Below are 20,094 nucleotides of genomic sequence, written 5' to 3'. Positions count from 1 at the left end.
ACCATGAGCATTAACACTGACGTAGAGTCGCAATTTGCTGCGATAGGCCTTGGTGGCAATTTGGGCGATGCGCCTAAAACCTTATGCTTTGCGCTAGAGCAACTTGCAGCGCATGCGCAGATACACATTATTGCCATCTCTCACCTATACCGCAGCGCAGCCATAGGCCCTGAGGGCCAGCCCGACTACGCTAATGCCGTTATCAGCATTAGCACCAGCCTATCGCCTATCGCCTTGCTCGATGCCCTGCAAGCTATCGAGCTTATGGCCGGGCGCGAGCGCCTACTACGCTGGGGTGCGCGCACGCTTGACCTCGACATATTGCTATATGGCGAGATAGCAATGCAGAGTGAGCGATTAACCATTCCGCACATTGAGCTATATCATCGGCCATTCGTTTTAGTTCCACTGGCTGATATTGCCGCCGCGCGTGTTCTACCCAATGGCCATCGAGCCGATGAATTAGCGGCAAGCTGTAGCCGAGACGGCTTAGCGCTATGGCCAGATTTACGCTGGCCAAGCACAGTAGAATAACGCCACAGCAGTCTTGACCTTGACCCTCCCTCAAGTGAATATGCGCAGCCATGATTGGCACTATCGATTGCGCGGAGTAAGCCCATGAAACCCATCACGCTACGCACCTTGCGCGACATGAAAGCACGCGGCGAAGCCATCAGCTGCCTAACCTGCTACGACGCTAGTTTTTCAGCGGCAATGGCACGCGCAGGCGTCGAAGTCTTATTAATTGGCGATTCTTTAGGCATGGTTCTGCAAGGTCATAACTCAACGCTGCCAGTCACGGTTGCCGACATGGCCTATCACACGACAGCGGTCGCGCGCGGAAATCAGCAATCGTTAATCATGGCTGACTTACCGTTTATGTCCTACGCGACTATTGAGGACACTCTAGCCAATGCCGCAGCACTGATGCGCGCTGGCGCACACATGGTCAAGCTCGAGGGAGGCTCGTGGTTAAGTGACAGCGTTCGCCTAATGACTCAAGGCGGCATTCCATGCTGCGTACATTTAGGCCTAACCCCACAGTCGGTTAATGTCTTTGGCGGCTATCGAGTACAGGGCCGTGACGAGGCGAGCAGCACTAAACTATTAGAAGATGCGCGCAATGTCGTGGCTGCTGGTGCCGCCATGATACTGCTTGAATGCGTCCCAACTGATCTCGCCAAGCGCGTACAAGAAACTGTAGATGTTCCAGTCATTGGCATTGGTGCAGGTCCACATTGTGACGGCCAAGTTTTGGTCGTGCACGATATGCTAGGCATTCATAGCGGCAAACCCGCACGATTTGTGAAAAACTTCCTTAGTTGCGGCGATGGCTCAATTGAAGGTGCTTTCCGCAGCTATATTGAACAGGTTAAGTCTGGCGAATACCCCGCACCTGAACATGCGTTTGCGGAATAAGTAGAGCCACCATGAAGATTGAACACACTATCCAAGGCGTTCGCGCTGCTTTACGTTCGGCCAAAGCTAGCGGCAAATCCATTGCTTTCGTACCAACAATGGGCAATTTGCACGCTGGCCATATTCATCTAATTAATGAGGCAAAGCGCCGTGCCGACTTTGTCGTTTGCAGCATTTTTGTCAATCCAACGCAGTTCGGCGCCAATGAAGATTTCGGCAGCTATCCGCGCACACTCGATCGTGATGGCACGCTGTTGGCTGAAGCCGACTGTGACTTGCTGTTTGCTCCTGCGGCTACCGAGATCTATAGCAACGGCCTGAATCAGTTAACCAGCATTCATGTCAGCGAAGTGACCGAACAGCTCTGTGGCGCCTCACGCCCTGGCCATTTTACCGGCGTGGCCACCATCGTCACCAAGCTACTCAATATTGTCTCGCCTGATATGGCCCTATTTGGCCAAAAAGACTATCAGCAGCTCGCGGTCATTAAGCAGTTGGTTCACGACTTATTCTTGCCCGTCAATATTATTGGTATTGCCACAGTGCGCGATACTGACGGCTTGGCGCTTAGCTCACGCAATCAATACATGACTGAGCTACAGCGCAGCAAAGCCCCATTGCTCTATCAAACGCTGTGCAATATTCGAGACGCCCTGCAGAAGCCAGATAGCGTCGCTGATGAGATCATTGCGCGAGCGAAATCCACGCTTAAGCAAGGTGGCTTCAAGATTGACTATCTCAGCGTTCATAGCTTAGACCTGAATGACTTTGATGCCAGCCAGCCTCAGGCGGTTGTTTTAGTCGCTGCTTATTTAGGTAAGACCAGACTTATTGATAACCTTGTTTTTGACCTACAGTAAAACTGATAGATATCCCTTATTTGACAGCGAAGAGTGATTGATCGCGCGCGCATCTTGCGGCAAAATGGCGCGCCCAACATGTAGGTCGGTCCCAAAACCGCCCTGTGCTTGTTTTTTTGCTGCTGAGCGGAGGTAAACGCCCATGCAATGCATCATGCTGAAAGCCAAGTTACATCGTGCCTGTGTCACACATGCCGAATTAGACTACGAAGGCTCATGCGCTATCGATGGCGACTTGCTTGACCTTTCTGGCATTCGCGAATACGAACAAATTCAGATTTATAACGTCGGTAACGGCCAACGCTTCACGACCTATGCTATTCGTGCCGAATCTGGCTCAGGCATGATTTCGGTTAATGGCGCTGCGGCACACAAAGCACAGCCTGGTGATCGTGTCATTATTTGCACATACGCCCAATTTGCTGAAGAAGAGCTTGCTGCTTTTAAGCCTCGCTTGGTGTATTGCAATATCGACAACACCGTTAGTCACAGCGCTAACGCTATTCCAGTGCAAGTCGCTTAACACACTAGAAAACTTCAATCTGTAGCGTTTAATTCATTAAATCGCAGATACAAAAAAGCCGGCAATCGCCGGCTTTTTTGTGGGTGCTGCTTAGCCGAACAGGCTTAGCAACATCCCGTTAAGTGACTCTTGCCATTCAGTACCATGCATCACGAGGTTCTGACCGCCATACACAACGATGAGTAGACCTGTGAACATCACGACAACTGGCAAAATCCAGCGCTCGTAGCGGTAGTAGAAGGACTTATGACGGACCTCAGCATCCGCTGCATCCATTTCTTCCTCACCAACCACCATACGAGTAAGTAACTGGTTCAGTGCCACTGGAGGAGACAGATAACCAAGCTCGAAAGCAGCCAACACAACCATCCAGAAGTGGACCGGGTTGATGCCATTTGAGTAGGCAATTGGAGCGACTGTCGCGGACACCAAGATCACCGCACCGAACGGATCCATAATCATGCCGATGAATACCATCATAAACATGAGAATAGTCAACGTTAGCCATATGTTTCCAAGATCGGCTGGGACGCTTGCCATGATGCCAGAATGCTCGATCACACCACCGACCGACACAGACAATGCCATCAGCATAATCAACGCACCAATGTGGCCAATCGTTTCATTAGTGGCAAAGCGGACAGCTTGCTCAAGACTTAAGCGACGTTCGGCTTCTGGATTAACCTGCACAGCCTGAGCTTTGGGCTCGCGACGAATTTTATCGAAAATCACGATAAACAACATGATGACCGGCAGCATCACAGGTGCAGTGAACTCATCGAGCTGTGCATCAAGTAGGTACTTATAACCGTAGACCACCAACAAGGTGATAACGATATAAGGCGATACAGGCACCAAGGCACGTGCAGAGTCACGTAATGCTGTTGAGAACACAGCCCGCTCGCGACCTGTTGAGTCTTCTTTCACCATCATGGCAAAAAGCAAGAACAGCGTCGATGTGACCATAAACACGCCAACACCCCAACCGTACAGCTCGTTGGTAGTAACTTGCTTGTTCAATGCGGCAATCAGCACGATCAGCAAGCATGGGCGTAACACAACACCCATCGAGCCTGACATTGCAGCTGCTGCCAATGCCATTTGGCGACGACCACCGGCCGAGTAGACTTCTTTATAAACGATGGCACCTGCAGCGATAACGAAAATACCTGAAGCGCCGGTATAAGCCGTTGGAACCGCGGCAGCTAGCAAGATAACCCAGGTCAATGCCTCAGGGCTTAGCTTCCAAGGGCGCACAATGTCTAAGAACAAAGTCACTACGCGTGTTTGCTTGAGCAACATACCGGCCCAAATATACAGCGCGAGGTTCAAGAAGATGCCGGAGTATTCCAGCAGCTGGCCTAAGTAAATGGCAATACCAGCCCAATGCTGTTCGGCAAAGAACACACTAGCCGATGTCATTGCCATGAAAGCAAACAACGGAATAGTCAGCAGACTCATACCAAAGTTGCCGCCAGCAGGCGCATCTTTCGGCGGACGAACTACACGAACAGCGCTGATTATTGCCAGCACCGAGAATAGACCGATAAAAATATAGTTAACTAGTGGTTTGTCTACTGGTATGCCCGACGCGAGCAATACTTTGTTGTAGTAGAACCAAGAAGTGAACGCCAAAATACTGTTCGCAATGACCATCGCCATGTTGTAGACGAAGAAGTCGCGCTGCGTTTTTGGTGGCCGCAAGTTAATGTGATGAATGCTTAACGTTGTAGTAATTGCAGCAATGGAAAACATAGCCAGCAAAATCAACGAACGGTTTTCGGTTCCGAACTTAAAGATACCAAAGAAGCCCGTCTCAACCGCTCGGAACGCCTTTAGCTTAGGTGTGATGTGATCAACCACACGCTCATAAATGTCGTTTTTCTCAACACACAGCGCTTTCGCAGCTTCTAGAGACGAACGAATTGCTTCGGGATCTTGAACCGCATCAGCAAACAGCATATCCAATGGATCATCAGATACGGGAGCGTTTAACTTTGCCTGGACCGCGGCATCAACATCTCGATTAGGGTCACATGCAGGACGTACTGGGTCTGCACGCAACATGAAATATTGGACGTTTGTTGTGGGGTCGCCGAACATGCGCTCGCCCATACGCAGTAACTGGCCATGGAGCATTTCGCCCGTACCAATCACCAACGTCAGCAACAGTAGAGCTAAAACCGGCAGACTGGAAAACCATTCCGATAAGCTGCGGTTCAGGAAGACAGGCTTATTATTCATTTTATACTTCCTTGGTAGAAAATGGCGGCGAGCACCAATGCTCGCCGCCATTCATTTCTTACGAGTAACTTATTCTAAGTTTGTGGAGCATTCAGCATTGGCGCTTTCGACCGAGCAGCGAATTTTCTTCAACATTTTCATCATGAACGCGTCGTAAATACCGTCTTTGGTCAGGCTAATACGCGCATCTCGCAATAGCACTACATAGCCTTCTTTATCATCGGGAGGCAGATCCAACCAAGTAGCAGCTGGAACACCTTTCTCAGCTTTATTAATCATGCTAATCGAGCGGTTATACTGCGAATCCCAGTATTTGCGCGATGCCTGACCAAAACCAGCAGGAAACTTGGTTTTGTCGATAAATAGCTGGAAGGTCAGCTGAATGATAGGGAAGCGAACAATAGCACCGTCTTTTCCTAAGCCTTTGTAAAGCTCGAGTGGCTTATAGGCCATGGCTGGAGCAGCGATGATATCGACAGCGCCATTATTGAACTTGGCACCAAAGTTACTGATGTCAGAAGAGACAGGCTGAGCACCAATCTTTTGCACCATTTTGGCTTGTGATTTGTCGTAGTCAAAAATGGCAATTTTCTTACCTGCCAGCTTGTCGACATGATTGATTGAGCGGCTTTTAACGAATAAATAGGCAGCACCCGCTGGCGCCACGCCCGCAACCTCAAACTTGCCTTCAACCATCTTGGAAGCCAAGGCTGGGTTAGCTAACGTTGAAATTGCTTTTGCCATCACCGCATATGAAGGAATAGCGCCAATGGAATCTAAAGATCCGGTGAAGTTGTTAAACTGACGACCACGCAGACCTGTCAGCAAAACGCCATCACACTGGCCAGCTTTGAAGTCTTCAGCGGCGGTGCGCTCATCGGTATAGGCTTTCAGCTCAACCGCAGCACCCATTTTGGTTGCAGCCAATGCGTAGTCCTTCATCAGACCATAGGCATCGCCTTGTGCACCAAGAATATCGAATACGCAAATTTTGTTCGCAGCATTAGCTTGAACCGATACTGATGCAGCCAGTACCGTCACTGCCGCTACGGCTAAAGTTTTAATTTTTCTCATGAAAAACCTCAAATTGTAAGAAGAAATAGATTGACTAGGCAGCCAAACGAATAACGTTTGGCTGCCTACAAAGTTCACAGGAGGTCAGAGATGTCGACGCCTTCAGCGCGCTCTGCCTTCTCATCCCAGAATTTACCCAGCATGCCAACGGGTGTGCGAGTGCCAGCACCCTCAGTCCACAGGCGGTCTGAGAGAGTAGTTATGATCAAGCCTGCCATGCTATCCGCCAGACGGTAGTCTGGGTTTTGCTTGAAGCCCTGTTTCACATCAGCGAAGCGGCGAATTGCGTCACGCAGACGCGCCTGATCATCTTTACCCGATGCCGACAAGGCATACATAGCAAATGGCAAGCGCACACCTGCGGCTTCACCAATAGCCATCGATGCGTTCATTGCACCCCATGGGTCTTTACCTTCATCAGCGCCAGGCAGCACGTTCCACACGACAGCACGAGCGGCCAATGGTACGCCCCACCATTTTTTGTTATCTAGGCAGCTAAATGCGCGTTCAGCTTTTGCCGCGATATCAAGTGGAACACCTACTGTTTGACCAGCAACGATATCGTTTAAAACTGCTTGCAAGCCAGTTATAAGGCCCAGCATGTAGACGAATTCGTCAAAATCTTTATGGAAGTCTGTGCATTGCTCGCCAATCTTGATGTCGTAGCGTTTTTCGTAGTAAGTCACGAAGCGCTGGTACGATATTAACTGACGACGTGCGGCAAGCTCAGCAAAGCGTTTTTGCTGAATGCGAGCATCCTGCGCTTCCTCAACATTACCCGCACGAGCGGCACGTAAGTAGCGAAGCTCTGCTTCGGTGGCATCGACTTCAGCGCATAGGCCTGCTGTCGTATAAAGCAAAGTCCCAAGCTGATTAGCGTCGGCACCAATATTTTCAGTTGCAACGATTAGTGGCGCAAGAGCTACTCCGGACTTACAAGCCATAAGTACGTCGTTATCGCGCAGCAGAGGGGGAACTAGATTTCGCTCAACGAAGCGAAGTGATTGGTTGCTAATGAAAGCGATTGGGTCACAGGCCGAAAGTAGCACTGAGGAACCAAGGATAACACTTACAAAACCAAGACGGAGTTGGCGGAAGCCACCCATGTCATTCTCCTTATGAAGATTATTATTATCACGCGCGCGCATTATTGTTGTAGTGCAACACGGGTGTACTGGCCCAAGCCAGCAAGGCTCAGAGAAGATAACACTATGGGCTGTTAGCGTTAAAGCCCAGAATGTGGCCTCTGATCGTTTTTTTCACCTTACATCGCCACACAAACCTACGGCCGTCGGGTTTAGGCACCCGACGGCCATATCTTCCTTAAACTTCGATCAATTCCTTAATCGACAGCTTAATGCGACCGCGCTGATCAACATCCAACACTTTGACTTTGACCACTTGGCCTTCGGTCAAATGGTCACCAACATTTTCAACACGCTCATGCGCAATTTGCGAGATGTGCACAAGGCCATCGGTACCTGGCAGGATGTTTACGAAAGCGCCGAAATCGACGATACGAGCAACCGTACCTTCATAAACAGTACCAACTTCTACTTCAGCAGTAACTTCTTGCACGCGGGCTAATGCCGCTTGCGTTGCCGCTTTAGTTTCGCCGTAGATGCGCACTAGGCCAGAGTCATCAATATCGATGGTGGCTTTGGTTTGCTCACAAATGCCGCGAATGGTGGCGCCGCCTTTACCGATAACATCACGGATTTTGTCGGTGCTGATTTGGATCGTCGTGTAAGTCGGCGCATATAGGCTGACTTCAGCGCGCGAGGCTGACAACACTTGGTTCATCTGATCCAAGATGATCTGGCGAGCTTCGTGGGCCTGGCCTAAAGCCACTTCCATGATCTCTTCAGTAATGCCTTCGATCTTGATGTCCATTTGCAGTGCGGTCACGCCTTTGGCAGAACCAGCTACTTTAAAGTCCATGTCGCCGAGATGATCTTCGTCGCCCAAGATGTCGGTAAGCACGGCGAAACGATCGCCCTCTTTTACCAAGCCCATGGCGATGCCGGCCACTGGCGCTTTCATTGGTACACCAGCAGCCATCAGTGCTAATGAAGCACCGCAGATTGACGCCATAGATGACGAACCATTTGACTCAGTGATATCCGATACGACACGAATGGCGTACGGGAACTTGTCAGCTGACGGCAGCATTGGGTGCACACCGCGACGTGCCAAACGGCCATGGCCGATTTCGCGACGCTTAGGGCCAGACTCACGACCAGTTTCGCCCACCGAGTAGGATGGGAAGTTGTAATGCAGCATGAAGTTATCGGTATATGTGCCTTCCAGCGCATCAACCATCATGCAATCGCGCGTGCCGCCGAGCGTAGTAGTAACCAAAGCCTGAGTTTCGCCACGTGTAAACAATGCCGAACCGTGAGCACGCGCAAGCACGTCAACTTGGATATCCAAGGCGCGAACTGTTTTCGTGTCACGACCATCGATACGTGGCTTGCCACTGAGGATGTTGTCGCGCACGGAGCGATATTTCAGATCTTCAAACAGATCTTCAACTTCGCTGGCGCACTGCTCACTGCCTTCTGGCGCAAACTGAGCCAATACAGCTTGCTTAATTTCGCCCAAACGCGTGTAGCGATCTTGCTTAACGCTGATGGCATAGGCTTCAGACACTTGCGCGCCAAATGCTGCCTTCATTGCGGCTTTCAGTTCTGTGTTCACCACGGCTGCAGCAACTTCCCACTTCGGAGTGGCGACTTCAGCTGCAAAAGCTGTAATGGCTTCAACAACAGCTTGTAGCTCATCATGGCCAAACAAGACGGCACCAAGCATTTGGTCTTCGCTAAGCTCTTTGGCTTCAGACTCAACCATCAAGACAGCGGCTTTGGTGCCGGCTACCACGAGGTCAAGATCAGATACTTTCATTTGCTCGAAGCTGGGGTTCAGTACGTATTCGTCGTTGATGTAACCAACGCGAGCCGCACCGATGGGGCCATTGAATGGCAGGCCTGAAATAGCTAGCGCCGCTGATGTGCCGATCAATGCTGCAATGTCTGAGTCTTGCTGTTTGTCCGAAGAAATAACGGTAGCCGTTACCTGCACTTCGTTAACAAAACCTTCGGGAAACAATGGGCGGATTGGGCGGTCGATCAAACGCGACGTTAGCGTTTCTTTTTCAGTTGGACGGCCTTCGCGCTTAAAGTAACCACCGGGGATTTTACCGGCAGCATAGGTTTTTTCTTGGTAGTTCACGGTCAGTGGGAAAAAATCCTGGCCGGATTTGGCTTTCTTATTGCCAACAACAGCAACCAGCACCTGCACGCCACCCATGGTAACGACAACTGACGAGGCCTGGCGAGCAATGCGACCAGTTTCTAAAGTGACGCTTTGGGCGCCGAACTGAAAGGTTTTACTGACGATATTAAACATAGATTCTCCAATCGATACGCCCTATGCGCATCGTTCCGACTTATTCGCCATTGGAGGCCCCTAACAGTTGCCATGCCTGTAGGCATCGCAGGTGTTAGAAGCCTCTCCGATGGCATCCAATACGCCACATCCTTGTAGCCTGAGCGAGTAGCACGATGCTATTTGCCCAGATAAAAATAAAGAGCGGCGGACCGCTCTCTATCTCTTACTCGCTTAGCGGCGTAGACCCAGTACTTGGATCAACGCAACGTAGCGGCTGCTGTCTTTACGTTTTAGGTAATCGAGCAGTGTACGGCGTTGGTTCACCATGCGGATGAGACCGCGGCGCGAATGGTGATCATGCTTGTGTTCTTTAAAGTGCGGCTGCAGATCATTGATCTGTGCGGACAGCAAAGCCACTTGGACTTCGCATGAACCGGTGTCGCCGGGGGCACGAGCATGCTGCGCAACGATGGCAGCCTTGTCCTGAACTGTCAGGGCCATGGGTTTTCTCCTTTGAAAGGCCATAAAACAACGACAGACCGTGCCTTTCTACAGTCCGCGCTGACACGCCCAATGGGCATGTTTGATGACTTAGTTGAGCGAGCTATCAGCTACGCGCACTAAGCGTTTGGGGGCAAGCAAGCCATCATCATTTTGGCTGCCTATCCCTAAAAAAAGAGCCGGTTGGCCGTCATCTTGTAACTCAAAAATGAGCACTGACTGACCATCTCGCGGCAGACCACTAGCCTGCACCGGATTACCGTGGCGCAGATAATACGCTGAAGTCTCACTCAACTCCACACGCGGCCAATCGGCCAATCCTGCCCAGCTCGGCAGCAGCATTTCATCGAGCGCTGGAAAGCCCAAAGGCTCGGCTTCGGCTACATGCTCGCGGGTGAAGCTTTGCGATAAATTGAAGGGGCCTGCCTGAGTGCGTCGCAGTGCCACCACATGCGCGCCACAGCCGATGACATCACCAATATCTTCGACCAGATTGCGCACATAGGTGCCTTTTGAGCACGATACTTTAAGCTCAACAAATGGCAAATCTATGGATACGCAGCTGAGTTCGTAAATTGTGACGGGTCGTGCGGCGCGCTCAACTTCGATGCCGGCGCGGGCCAGCTCATAGAGCGGACGACCATCGCGTTTTAATGCTGAAAACATCGAGGGCACCTGCATGATGTCACCGCGAAATTGTGCCAACACATGCTCAAGCTCATCGGCGCTAATGTTTGGCACAGCAGCACGAGCAATGACTTCGCCTTCGGCATCGGAGGTGTTGGTTTTTTCACCCAGCTTTAGCCGCGTGACATAGGTTTTATCGGCATCGAGTAAGTAGTGTGAGTACTTCGTCGCTTCGCCTAAGCAAATAGGTAAAACGCCTGTCGCAAGCGGGTCAAGACTACCGGTATGACCAGCTTTATCAGCCTGATAACGGTGCTTAACCCATTGCAGAATTTGATTGGAGGTGACACCAATTGGCTTATCGAGCAGCAAAATGCCATCGATAGGGCGACGTGGACGGCGCGGCTTACTCATCTATTACTGAGCTTAGTCGCGACTGTCGTCGGCAGGCGTTGAATCGGGGTTTGTGGCATCAACTTCAGCGCTATTATTCGCTTCAGCATTTTTCACATCGGCAGCAACTGCCTGCGTGATGAGATCAGCCATGCGATTACCGCGCGATGTCACCACATCATGGTGAAAGCGCAAATGCGGCACGATGCGCGTGCGCAGACCACGGCCTAATTCACCACGCAAAATGCCAGAGGCAGCATTGAGAATGGCGATACCTTCATCTGGCGACTCATCTAGGGTTTTGCCCAAGATGGTCACATAGATGTCGGCATAGCCCATATCGGGACTAACTTTAACAGCCGATATGGTGACCATGCCTAAGCGAGGGTCACGCAAGCGCTGACGGATCAGGCCCGAAATATCGCGCTGAATTTGGTCGCCTAAGCGTTGCGTGCGTTGACTCACTAATCCATCCCGCCTTACAAGCTACGCTTGATGATTTGAACTTCATAGACTTCGATTTTGTCGCCCGCCTGGATGTCTTTGTAGCCTTTAATAGCTAGGCCACATTCCATGCCATTGCGGACGTCAGCAACGTCATCTTTGAAGCGGCGTAATGACTCGAGCTCACCCTGGAACACCACCACATCCTGACGCAAAATGCGGATGGGTTTGTTACGGAACAGGCTACCTTCGAGCACCATACAGCCGGCAGCATGACCAAATTTCGAGGAGTGGAAAACTTCACGAACTTCAGCCATACCCACGATATTTTCACGACGCTCAGGTGACAATAGACCAGACATTGCCGCTTTTACATCATCGATTAATTCATAAATGATGCTGTAGTAACGCAGATCGATACCATCATTTTGGCACTTAGCGCGAGCGGCGTTATCGGCACGCACGTTGAAGCCCAGCACGACTGATCCAGTCGATTCCGCCAAGTTGACATCAGATTCTGCAATCGCGCCAACACCTGAGCTGACGATTTTCACCACCACCTCTTCTGTGCCCAAATCATGCAGCGCAGCGGTGAGAGCTTCGAGCGAACCACGAACATCGGTTTTCAATACGATATTGACGCTGGCAGCTTCTTTTTTGCCCATATTGGCAAAAACGTTTTCCAGCTTCATGGCTTGCTGTAAGTCCATGCGCACTTGGCGATCGCGAGCGATACGGAACTCAGCAACTTCGCGGGCTTTACGCTCGTCGGTAACCACTAAGAACTCATCACCAGCCGCTGGTGCATCTGGCAGACCCAAGATCTCAATCGGCATCGATGGACCCACGGATTTCACCAGTTTGCCATTTTCATCAGTCAACGCACGGGCACGGCCATACATTGTGCCGGCCAAAACCAGGTCGCCTTTTTTCAACGTGCCTTTTTGTACCAATAACGTGGCTACAGCACCGCGACCTTTATCGATACGCGACTCAATGACCACACCTTGCGCAGCGCCTTCAGTCGAAGCGCGCAGCTCCAATACTTCGGCTTGCAGCAGGATGGCATCGAGCAAATCATCTATGCCTTCACCTGAGTGTGCGGAGAGCTTGATGATCTGTGCATCGCCGCCCCACTCTTCCGGCACAACGCCTTTCGCGGACAGTTCATTCTGCACACGATCAGGATCGGCAGACTCTTTATCCATTTTGTTGATGGCAACAATCAGCGGCACATTAGCAGCGCGCGCATGATCGATAGCTTCAGCCGTTTGTGGCATCACACCGTCATCGGCAGCAACAACCAAAACCACGATATCGGTAGCCTTGGCACCGCGTGAACGCATGGCAGTAAATGCCGCGTGACCCGGAGTATCCAAGAAGGTAATCATGCCGCGTGCTGTTTCCACGTGGTAAGCACCGATATGCTGAGTAATGCCGCCAACTTCACCGGCAGCTACTTTGGCGCGACGAATCGAGTCGAGCAAAGAGGTTTTGCCGTGATCAACGTGGCCCATGATGGTTACAACTGGCGCACGTGGCGCGTCATCACCATGATCGACGATTGAATCCATCAACGAATCTTCTAGCGCTGTGTCGCTGACGAATACAGCCGTATGGCCCATTTCTTCAACAACCAATGCCGCTGTTGCTTGATCAATAGCTTGGCTCTCAGTGACCATTTCGCCCATTTTCATCAGCACACGAATGACATCGCGCGATTTGCGAGCCATTTTTTGTGCTAAATCACTGACGACAATTTGTTCACCAATAGCAACTTCGTACACCTGTTTCTCCACAGGCTTCTCGAAGCCATGCTTTTTCGACAGAGCGCTGGTTAAGGTGCGATTAACAGGGCGGAACGCCTGCTCTTCGCGCTTTTTCGGGCCTCTTTTACCACCGCGCGATGGCGTTGCACTGCCTCGCTTAATTGCGCGGTCTTCACGTGCAAATGAGTCTTCATAGGCCACGCCTACCAAGCCTTTTGCCAATGGGGCATCTACGGCAGGCGCCGCTACCTCTTTACGACCAGCTAAATCAGCGGCGATTAAGCGCGCTTGCTCTAGGGTTTTTTCACGAGCTTTATCTTCAGCTTCGCGGCGGACAATATCTTCTTGGCGCTTGCGTGCTTCATCAGCAACGCGTGTTTTCGCTGCCTCTTCTTCGCGACGCGCTTTCTCTTCTGGGGTTTCCAGTCGCTTAATATCGACTTTCGGCACACTCAGTTTGCGCGCATCTTTTGATTCGTTGCCTAATTGCTTGCGCGCATCTTCAGCGGCCTTACGAGCCTCTTCTTCAGCAGCGGCAATACGAGCGTCTTCAGTGGCACGCTTCTCGGCATCAATAATGGCTTGCTTAGCTTCTTCAACTTGACGAGCAGCAGCTTCAATAGCCAAACGCAAAGCTTCTTCGGCTTCGCGACTCTGGTCTTCCTGCACTTCGAGATCAGAACGCTTCACATAGGTGCGAGTTTTACGCACTTCTACGTTGACGGTTTTAGCGCGGCCACCTGCAGCCGGCGACGCCTTCAGCGTGCTTACTGTTTTGCGCTGCAAGGTAATTTTTTGAGGCGCGCCCGCTTGCTCGCCATGAGCGCGCTTGAGGTGTGCCAACAGCTGCTGCTTCTCGCTATCAGAAACAGCATCTGTGGCACTTTTATGACTGAGACCGGCTTCGCTCATTTGCGCAAGCAGATTCTCAACAGGACGACCGACCGTGTCGGCTAATTCTTTAACTGTAACTTCAGCCATGGGGCGTTTACTCCGCTTCTGAGAAGGTGGCCCGGCTTATTGAAACCAGGGCTCACGCGCCTTCATGATCAATTGGGCTGCGATATCGTCGTTAATGCCGTCGATATCATTAATGTCATCAATGGCTTGCTCAGCCAAATCTTCCATGGTGACAATGCCGCGTGCAGCCAAGGCAAAGGCCACTTTGCGATCCATCCCTTCCATGCCAAGCAGATCTTCTGCTGGCTCACTGGCGCCTTCTTCAGACACCAGCGCTTTGGTCAGCAACACATCTTTTGCGCGCTGACGTAATGCGTCTACTAATTCATCATCAAAATCTTCGATAGCCTGCAGCTCTTCCAGCGGCACATAAGCCACCTCTTCAAGTGAGCTGAAACCTTCATTTACCAAGATAATCGCGATGTCTTCATCGATGCCCAAGTCTTTCATAAAGGCGTCGACAAAGTGCTGTGCTTCACCTTCTTGCTTGGTTTGGGCATCAGCAACGGTCATCACGTTTAAGCGCCAGCCGCTAAGCTCAGAGGCTAGTCGCACGTTTTGACCACCACGACCAATGGCCATGGCTAGTTGATCTTCTTCTACCGCTACATCCATGGTGTGGCTGTCTTCATCGACAACGATGGAGGCAACTTCAGCTGGCTGCAGCGCGTTAATAACGAACTGAGCGGGGTTATCGTCCCAAAGCACGATATCGACACGCTCACCGCCGAGCTCACCAGAGACGGCCTGCACACGCGAACCGCGCATACCGATACAGGCGCCTTGCGGATCAATGCGGTGATCATTGCTTTTCACTGCGAGCTTGGCGCGTACACCAGGGTCGCGAGCAGCAGCACGAATAGAGATAATTTCTTCGCCAATTTCCGGCACTTCAATGCGGAATAACTCAATGATCATTTCTGGGCGTGAGCGCGACATCAGCAGTTGTGCGCCACGGCCTTCGGCATTGACGTCAAACAAGACAGCCCGCAGACGATCACCCATGCGGAAGTTTTCGCGCGGCAACATCTCTTCGCGCGCCAAATACGCTTCGGCGTTACCGCCGAGATCAACGATCAGGCCATCACGCGTGGTTTTCTTAACGATGCCGGAGAGAATTTCGCCGACACGGTCACGGTAAGCATCGACCACCAAGGCACGCTCAGCTTCACGAACTCGTTGCACGATAACTTGCTTAGCGGTTTGCGCAGCAATACGACCAAAAGCTTCGGACTCAATTTTTTCTTCGACGATATCGCCAAGCTTCAAGCCTTTTTCTTCTACGTCGCTAATTGCCAGCTGCATCGCAGGGATTTCGTGATCTTCATCAGCAACGACTTCCCAAAAACGGAAGGTTTCGTACTCACCGGTACGGCGATCGATAGCGACGCGAATATTGATCTCGTCGTTTTCGAAGCGCTTAACGGTGGCAGCGGCTAGCGCCTCCTCCAGTGCTTGGAAGATGACTTCGCGGCTAACGCCTTTTTCGTTGCTGACTGAATCCACAACCAACAGGATTTCTTTGCTCATGATGTGGGCCCTGCTTCTTCGTGTTCTATCAAAAGGTCGGAACGATATTTGCCTTATCGATACTGACAAACGGAATATCAAACTCGATGCCATCAACCAACAATGTCACCGTAGCCTCTGTGCAGCGCTGCATGGTGCCTTTGAAGCGGCGGCGACCCTGTAGCGGAGCAGTAAGACGTATATTCATTTCTTCGCCAACGTAGGCGGCGTACTGGTCGGGATGGAATAAGCCCCGATCCCAGCCTGGCGACGATACTTCCAGCGTGTACTCTCCGGCAATAGGATCTTCAACATCCATCACGCCGCTGATTTGATGACTAATGCTTGAGCAGTCATCAATGCCGACACCGGCTTCACGATCGGTATCGATAAAAACGCGTAATACCGAATGCCTGCCCTGCTGAAAAAACTCGACACCCCAAAGCTGGAAGTCACATGACTCCACTACGGGCTGCAGCAGTTGCGTTAACTCTTCAATCTTCTTCGAGATGGCCATTGTGCCCGTCTCTCCCAGCGCCTAACTCTGGCGATTTACAAATTTCAGAAACAAAAAATGGGCCTCAATGCCCACGTTGACGGCAGCTCGGTGACACCGGGTATCACCTGCCGCGAGACCTATAAAAAAGCCCACTATAAGTGGGCTTTTTTACAAAGTCCGAATGTGGTAGCGGGGGCTGGATTTGAACCAACGACCTTCGGGTTATGAGCCCGACGAGCTACCTGACTGCTCCACCCCGCATCAGAGGTTGCGAACTGTAGGGACATGACACGGACTTGTCAAACCCTTTCGCTACTGGCATTGCCAGTATTTACACTGAATTCACTGATTGCTCAGAAATTCAGCTAAATTGGTGCGGAAGGGGGGACTTGAACCCCCACACCCGAAGGCACAGCCACCTCAAGGCTGCGTGTATACCAATTTCACCACTCCCGCATTGGTGTTTAATCCCGCCACCGGGACGCACATTAGTGCGATCGTTTTACTGCGCTGGTGCGACTGGCAAATCAGGGTTTGCCGGCGCTGCTGGCGCTTTTCTCACGGGCAGTTCTGGCAAGCCAGGAATTGCTTGTGAATTTGGAGCGAGCGATGAAGTCAACGCACGCGAATGGTTTTTAGCATAAATTGCCAAGCCAAGGCTGGTTAGGAAGAAAACCAAAGCCAAAACTGCGGTCATCTTCGTCAGAAAACCAGTCGAACCTGAGCCGCCAAATACTGTACCTGATGCGCCCGAGCCAAAGGAGGCGCCCATTTCGGCACCCTTACCTTGCTGAACTAGAATCAGGCCTATCATGACCACTGCCACGATGATGTGCGCAACCAACACCAGTGTTTCCATGACCATTCATCCTATAGCGCGATCTGCCCAGCCGCTTGGCAAATCGCTAAAAATTCTGACGCCGACAAGGATGCTCCCCCGACCAACGCCCCATCAATATCAGGCATGCTAAATAAGCCGGCCGCATTATCTGCTTTTACGCTGCCACCGTAAACAATGCGCAACGCATTTGCTGCATTAATATCGAAAGCAGCCACTACAGCCCGCAATGAAGCGTGCACAGCTTGCGCCTGCTCTGGCGTGGCAGTTAAGCCAGTGCCAATTGCCCACACAGGCTCATAGGCCAAAACGCCAGTGGCCAATGCTTCGGCACCGTACTGCTCTAGCACTGCAACTAACTGTCGCGATACCACTGCTAGCGTTTCACCTGCCTCGCGCTCAGCCAGCGTCTCACCCACACAAAGCACCGCAGACAAGCCTGCGCCACGCAGTGCAGCAAATTGCGCCGCCACCAAGGCATCGGATTCACCGGCACCTTGGCGTCGCTCTGAGTGACCAACTAAGGCACCCGAGAGCTTGAAATCTTGCATCATGGCCACCGAGCAATCGCCGGTGTAAGCGCCAGAGGCGTGTGGCGAGATGGTTTGCGCCATGACATTAATCGCGCAATCGTTCATCGCCTCGCTAGCTTGCTGCCAATAAGGCGCAGGCACAGCAATCGCAACATCCACACCAGCTAACTGCTCCGCGCCTTTTAAAGCGCCTAACAATGCTGCATTGGACTCGCGCAGACCATTCATTTTCCAGTTACCACCAACCCAGGGCTGACGCATAAACATATTCCTTGGCAGGCCGGCCTCGCGAGGTCGGCAATACTAGCGAAGCCGACGACGGCTTACAAGCAGTTGCGCACGGTCTCAGCAAGAGATTCTGCAAGCGCCTGCACTAATGGTGCATTTTGGCCTTCCACCATGACCCGAATTACCGGCTCGGTGCCAGATGCGCGCAGCAACACACGCCCCTGACCAGCCAACTGCTGCTCAGCATCGGCGATGGCTTTTTGCACGCTTTCCTTGCTCATCACATCAACACGCTCTGCCAAGCGCACATTGATGAGCTGATGCGGAAACTTGCTCATGCCAGACTTCAAGTCAGCCAACGACTTACCACTCTCAACTATCGCTTTCAGCACCTGCAGCGCGGCGACGATCGCATCGCCGGTGCTCGTCTTATCGAGACAGACAATATGCCCAGATGCCTCGCCGCCCAAAGTCCAGCCGCGCTCATTGAGAGCAGCCATGACATAACGGTCGCCAACATTGGCGCGAACAAACTCAACGCCCAGGGCGGTGATGGCTTTCTCAAGTCCAAAATTACTCATCAAAGTGCCAACAACGCCGCCAAGATCTTGCCCGCTGCGCTGGCGCTCGCAAGCCATGATGTAGAGCAACTCATCGCCATCAATAACTTCGCCGCGATGATCGACCATGACAATGCGATCGCCATCGCCATCAAAGGCAATGCCGAGATCGGCTTTTTCGGCCAATACGCGCTGCTGTAGCGACTCAGGATGAGTAGAGCCAACACCGTCATTGATGTTTTGACCGTTGGGCTCACAGGCATGACGAATCACCGTCGCGCCGAGCTCATCAAAAACGGCCGGCCCGACGTGATAGGTTGCGCCGTGCGCACCATCGATGACGATTTTTAATCCACGCAGCGTTAAATGATAGGGAAATGTGGATTTGCAAAACTCGATGTAGCGACCGCGCGCATCTTCTTGGCGCGTCACCTTGCCGAGCAAGTCAGGATTATCGATGGTCATTTCTTTATCGAGCCAAGACTCAATGCTGAGCTCAACCGCGTCGTCTAGCTTGCGGCCATCGGGGCCGAAAAATTTGATGCCATTGTCATGATAGGGATTGTGTGACGCTGAAATCACAATGCCTGCGCTGGCATGAAAAGCGCGCGTTAAATGCGCTACTGCCGGCGTTGGGATTGGCCCGAGCAAACGCACGCTAACACCAGCCGCTGAAAGGCCTGCTTCTAAGGCCGCTTCAAATAAATAACCGCTTAGCCGTGTGTCTTTACCCACTACGACCGATGCGCCTGCGGCATTTGCAGTCATGGCACGACCAGCGGCCCAGCCTAGCTTCAGGGCAAACTCAGGAGTGATTGGATATTGACCTACCAAGCCGCGCACACCATCGGTGCCGAAATATTTTCTGCTCATGATTTTCCTTGTCATTCCTGTGATTGTGCTTGCCAGAGCGCTAAGGCATCGGCTGTTTCACGAACATCATGTGTACGAATAATACGGGCGCCACGCTCAACCGCCAATACAGCTGCGGCTAAACCAGCTGCGGCGCGTGCATCGACTGCTGCGCCACCAAGAACCTGGCCAAGCATAGATTTGCGAGACATGCCCACAAGCAATGGCCCACCCAGCGCATGCAAGCGCTCGAAATGCTTTAGCAGACTAAGGTTGTGACTTAATGTTTTGCCGAAGCCAAAGCCGGGATCGTATAGCAAGCGCTCAGCGGCTATACCTGCATTTATGCATGCCTCTGCACGTTCCCGCAAAAACGCCATGACCTCATCACAAACACTGTCGTAATGCGGTCTTAGCTGCATGGTGTCGGGCTCGCCCTGCATATGCATAAGACAGATAGGTAGTGACGTTGCTGCAGCTGCCGCCAGTGCGCCAGGTCGCTGCAATGCGCGCACGTCATTGATCAGGCCTGCGCCTGCAGATGCACCTGCGGTGATTAATGCCGGCGTAGAGGTATCGAGAGAGATAATGACATCGAAGCGCTGATGGATGGCCTCGACTACTGGCATCACCCGATCTAACTCTTCATTGCTGGAGACTGGGGCAGCGCCAGGGCGTGTACTTTCACCACCGACATCAATAATGCCGGCACCGTCTTGGCACATTTTCTCAGCTAGACGTAAAGCGGCATCGATAGCGACGTAACGACCACCATCTGAAAATGAATCGGGGGTGACATTAAGCACCCCCATGACCACAGGCCGAGACAGATCAAGGTCACGGCCGCCGCAGTGTAGTTGCGTCACTGCGC

General features: G+C 51.9%; 18 protein-coding genes and 2 tRNA genes. 4 read left to right on the top strand and 16 right to left on the bottom strand.

Annotated elements, in window-relative coordinates; translation table 11 throughout:
- Positions 1-3: 3 nt before the first annotated feature.
- From folK to panD, 4 genes are all read left to right on the top strand, one after another.
- Positions 4-534 (top strand): 2-amino-4-hydroxy-6-hydroxymethyldihydropteridine diphosphokinase, encoded by a 531-nt coding sequence (gene folK / locus ACFQ0F_RS10925; protein WP_340675659.1) that lies wholly within the window; start codon positions 4-6, stop codon positions 532-534.
- An 84-nt stretch (positions 535-618) separates the two neighbouring features.
- A complete protein-coding gene (gene panB / locus ACFQ0F_RS10920) occupies positions 619-1,419 on the top strand; it encodes a 3-methyl-2-oxobutanoate hydroxymethyltransferase (RefSeq protein WP_379072006.1) in 801 nt (266 codons plus the stop codon).
- Between the two features lie 11 nt (positions 1,420-1,430).
- Entirely contained in the window at positions 1,431-2,279 is an 849-nt protein-coding gene (gene panC / locus ACFQ0F_RS10915) for a pantoate--beta-alanine ligase (RefSeq protein ID WP_379072003.1), read from the top strand.
- 142 nt (positions 2,280-2,421) lie between these two features.
- Positions 2,422-2,802, top strand: a complete 381-nt coding sequence (gene panD / locus ACFQ0F_RS10910) for an aspartate 1-decarboxylase (protein WP_340675662.1) — start codon at positions 2,422-2,424, stop codon at positions 2,800-2,802.
- A 90-nt stretch (positions 2,803-2,892) separates the two neighbouring features.
- On the opposite strand, the gene ACFQ0F_RS10905 is transcribed toward panD, so the two are convergent.
- The 16 genes from ACFQ0F_RS10905 to folP form a co-directional block, all read right to left on the bottom strand.
- The gene (locus tag ACFQ0F_RS10905; protein WP_340675663.1) at positions 2,893-5,046 is read right to left on the bottom strand and encodes a TRAP transporter large permease subunit; all 2,154 of its coding nucleotides are present in this window, start codon (positions 5,044-5,046) and stop codon (positions 2,893-2,895) included.
- A 69-nt stretch (positions 5,047-5,115) separates the two neighbouring features.
- Positions 5,116-6,120 carry a putative solute-binding protein gene (locus ACFQ0F_RS10900; protein WP_379071999.1) on the bottom strand — a complete coding sequence of 335 codons (1,005 nt, stop codon included), beginning with the start codon at positions 6,118-6,120 and terminating at the stop codon, positions 5,116-5,118.
- 74 nt (positions 6,121-6,194) lie between these two features.
- Positions 6,195-7,226, bottom strand: a complete 1,032-nt coding sequence (locus tag ACFQ0F_RS10895) for a hypothetical protein (RefSeq protein ID WP_379071996.1) — start codon at positions 7,224-7,226, stop codon at positions 6,195-6,197.
- Positions 7,227-7,443: 217 nt separating this feature from the next.
- A complete protein-coding gene (gene pnp / locus ACFQ0F_RS10890) occupies positions 7,444-9,528 on the bottom strand; it encodes a polyribonucleotide nucleotidyltransferase (protein ID WP_379071993.1) in 2,085 nt (694 codons plus the stop codon).
- A 213-nt stretch (positions 9,529-9,741) separates the two neighbouring features.
- A complete protein-coding gene (rpsO, locus tag ACFQ0F_RS10885) occupies positions 9,742-10,011 on the bottom strand; it encodes a 30S ribosomal protein S15 (RefSeq protein ID WP_340675667.1) in 270 nt (89 codons plus the stop codon).
- Between the two features lie 90 nt (positions 10,012-10,101).
- A complete protein-coding gene (truB, locus tag ACFQ0F_RS10880) occupies positions 10,102-11,052 on the bottom strand; it encodes a tRNA pseudouridine(55) synthase TruB (RefSeq protein WP_379071988.1) in 951 nt (316 codons plus the stop codon).
- A 12-nt stretch (positions 11,053-11,064) separates the two neighbouring features.
- The gene (rbfA, locus tag ACFQ0F_RS10875) at positions 11,065-11,496 is read right to left on the bottom strand and encodes a 30S ribosome-binding factor RbfA (protein ID WP_340675669.1); all 432 of its coding nucleotides are present in this window, start codon (positions 11,494-11,496) and stop codon (positions 11,065-11,067) included.
- 14 nt (positions 11,497-11,510) lie between these two features.
- The gene (gene infB, locus ACFQ0F_RS10870; RefSeq protein WP_379071985.1) at positions 11,511-14,225 is read right to left on the bottom strand and encodes a translation initiation factor IF-2; all 2,715 of its coding nucleotides are present in this window, start codon (positions 14,223-14,225) and stop codon (positions 11,511-11,513) included.
- Between the two features lie 36 nt (positions 14,226-14,261).
- Positions 14,262-15,734, bottom strand: coding sequence for a transcription termination factor NusA (gene nusA / locus ACFQ0F_RS10865; RefSeq protein ID WP_340675671.1), 1,473 nt, complete (start codon positions 15,732-15,734; stop codon positions 14,262-14,264).
- 28 nt (positions 15,735-15,762) lie between these two features.
- The gene (gene rimP / locus ACFQ0F_RS10860; protein WP_379071982.1) at positions 15,763-16,230 is read right to left on the bottom strand and encodes a ribosome maturation factor RimP; all 468 of its coding nucleotides are present in this window, start codon (positions 16,228-16,230) and stop codon (positions 15,763-15,765) included.
- A gap of 166 nt (positions 16,231-16,396) precedes the next feature.
- Positions 16,397-16,473, bottom strand: a tRNA-Met gene (locus ACFQ0F_RS10855).
- Positions 16,474-16,583: 110 nt separating this feature from the next.
- A tRNA-Leu gene (locus tag ACFQ0F_RS10850) sits at positions 16,584-16,668 on the bottom strand.
- A gap of 46 nt (positions 16,669-16,714) precedes the next feature.
- Entirely contained in the window at positions 16,715-17,071 is a 357-nt protein-coding gene (gene secG / locus ACFQ0F_RS10845) for a preprotein translocase subunit SecG (RefSeq protein WP_340675672.1), read from the bottom strand.
- Between the two features lie 11 nt (positions 17,072-17,082).
- Entirely contained in the window at positions 17,083-17,844 is a 762-nt protein-coding gene (gene tpiA / locus ACFQ0F_RS10840; protein WP_379071978.1) for a triose-phosphate isomerase, read from the bottom strand.
- A 62-nt stretch (positions 17,845-17,906) separates the two neighbouring features.
- Positions 17,907-19,244: a phosphoglucosamine mutase gene (glmM, locus tag ACFQ0F_RS10835; protein ID WP_340675674.1), complete on the bottom strand. Its 1,338-nt coding sequence runs from the start codon at positions 19,242-19,244 to the stop codon at positions 17,907-17,909.
- 11 nt (positions 19,245-19,255) lie between these two features.
- The gene (gene folP, locus ACFQ0F_RS10830; protein WP_379072185.1) at positions 19,256-20,035 is read right to left on the bottom strand and encodes a dihydropteroate synthase; all 780 of its coding nucleotides are present in this window, start codon (positions 20,033-20,035) and stop codon (positions 19,256-19,258) included.
- Positions 20,036-20,094 lie beyond the last annotated feature (59 nt).

This window comes from Paraperlucidibaca wandonensis, from assembly GCF_042677145.1.
GTDB classification, from domain to species: Bacteria; Pseudomonadota; Gammaproteobacteria; order Pseudomonadales; family Moraxellaceae; genus Perlucidibaca; species Perlucidibaca wandonensis.
The sequence above is the reverse complement of the archived record's forward strand: the minus strand, read 5'-3'. Positions and strand labels throughout refer to the sequence as shown.

Bases quoted from the DNA above. Each gene is read 5' to 3' on its own strand.
- secG (WP_340675672.1), bottom strand. From the start codon at position 17,071: ATGGAAACACTGGTGTTGGTTGCGCACATCATCGTGGCAGTGGTCATG.
- folK (WP_340675659.1), top strand. From the start codon at position 4: ATGAGCATTAACACTGACGTAGAGTCGCAATTTGCTGCGATAGGCCTT.
- glmM (WP_340675674.1), bottom strand. From the start codon at position 19,244: ATGAGCAGAAAATATTTCGGCACCGATGGTGTGCGCGGCTTGGTAGGT.
- pnp (WP_379071993.1), bottom strand. From the start codon at position 9,528: ATGTTTAATATCGTCAGTAAAACCTTTCAGTTCGGCGCCCAAAGCGTC.
- truB (WP_379071988.1), bottom strand. From the start codon at position 11,052: ATGAGTAAGCCGCGCCGTCCACGTCGCCCTATCGATGGCATTTTGCTG.
- tpiA (WP_379071978.1), bottom strand. From the start codon at position 17,844: ATGCGTCAGCCCTGGGTTGGTGGTAACTGGAAAATGAATGGTCTGCGC.
- rpsO (WP_340675667.1), bottom strand. From the start codon at position 10,011: ATGGCCCTGACAGTTCAGGACAAGGCTGCCATCGTTGCGCAGCATGCT.
- panC (WP_379072003.1), top strand. From the start codon at position 1,431: ATGAAGATTGAACACACTATCCAAGGCGTTCGCGCTGCTTTACGTTCG.
- folP (WP_379072185.1), bottom strand. From the start codon at position 20,035: ATGGGGGTGCTTAATGTCACCCCCGATTCATTTTCAGATGGTGGTCGT.
- rimP (WP_379071982.1), bottom strand. From the start codon at position 16,230: ATGGCCATCTCGAAGAAGATTGAAGAGTTAACGCAACTGCTGCAGCCC.
- nusA (WP_340675671.1), bottom strand. From the start codon at position 15,734: ATGAGCAAAGAAATCCTGTTGGTTGTGGATTCAGTCAGCAACGAAAAA.
- ACFQ0F_RS10905 (WP_340675663.1), bottom strand. From the start codon at position 5,046: ATGAATAATAAGCCTGTCTTCCTGAACCGCAGCTTATCGGAATGGTTT.
- ACFQ0F_RS10900 (WP_379071999.1), bottom strand. From the start codon at position 6,120: ATGAGAAAAATTAAAACTTTAGCCGTAGCGGCAGTGACGGTACTGGCT.
- panD (WP_340675662.1), top strand. From the start codon at position 2,422: ATGCAATGCATCATGCTGAAAGCCAAGTTACATCGTGCCTGTGTCACA.
- ACFQ0F_RS10895 (WP_379071996.1), bottom strand. From the start codon at position 7,226: ATGGGTGGCTTCCGCCAACTCCGTCTTGGTTTTGTAAGTGTTATCCTT.
- infB (WP_379071985.1), bottom strand. From the start codon at position 14,225: ATGGCTGAAGTTACAGTTAAAGAATTAGCCGACACGGTCGGTCGTCCT.
- panB (WP_379072006.1), top strand. From the start codon at position 619: ATGAAACCCATCACGCTACGCACCTTGCGCGACATGAAAGCACGCGGC.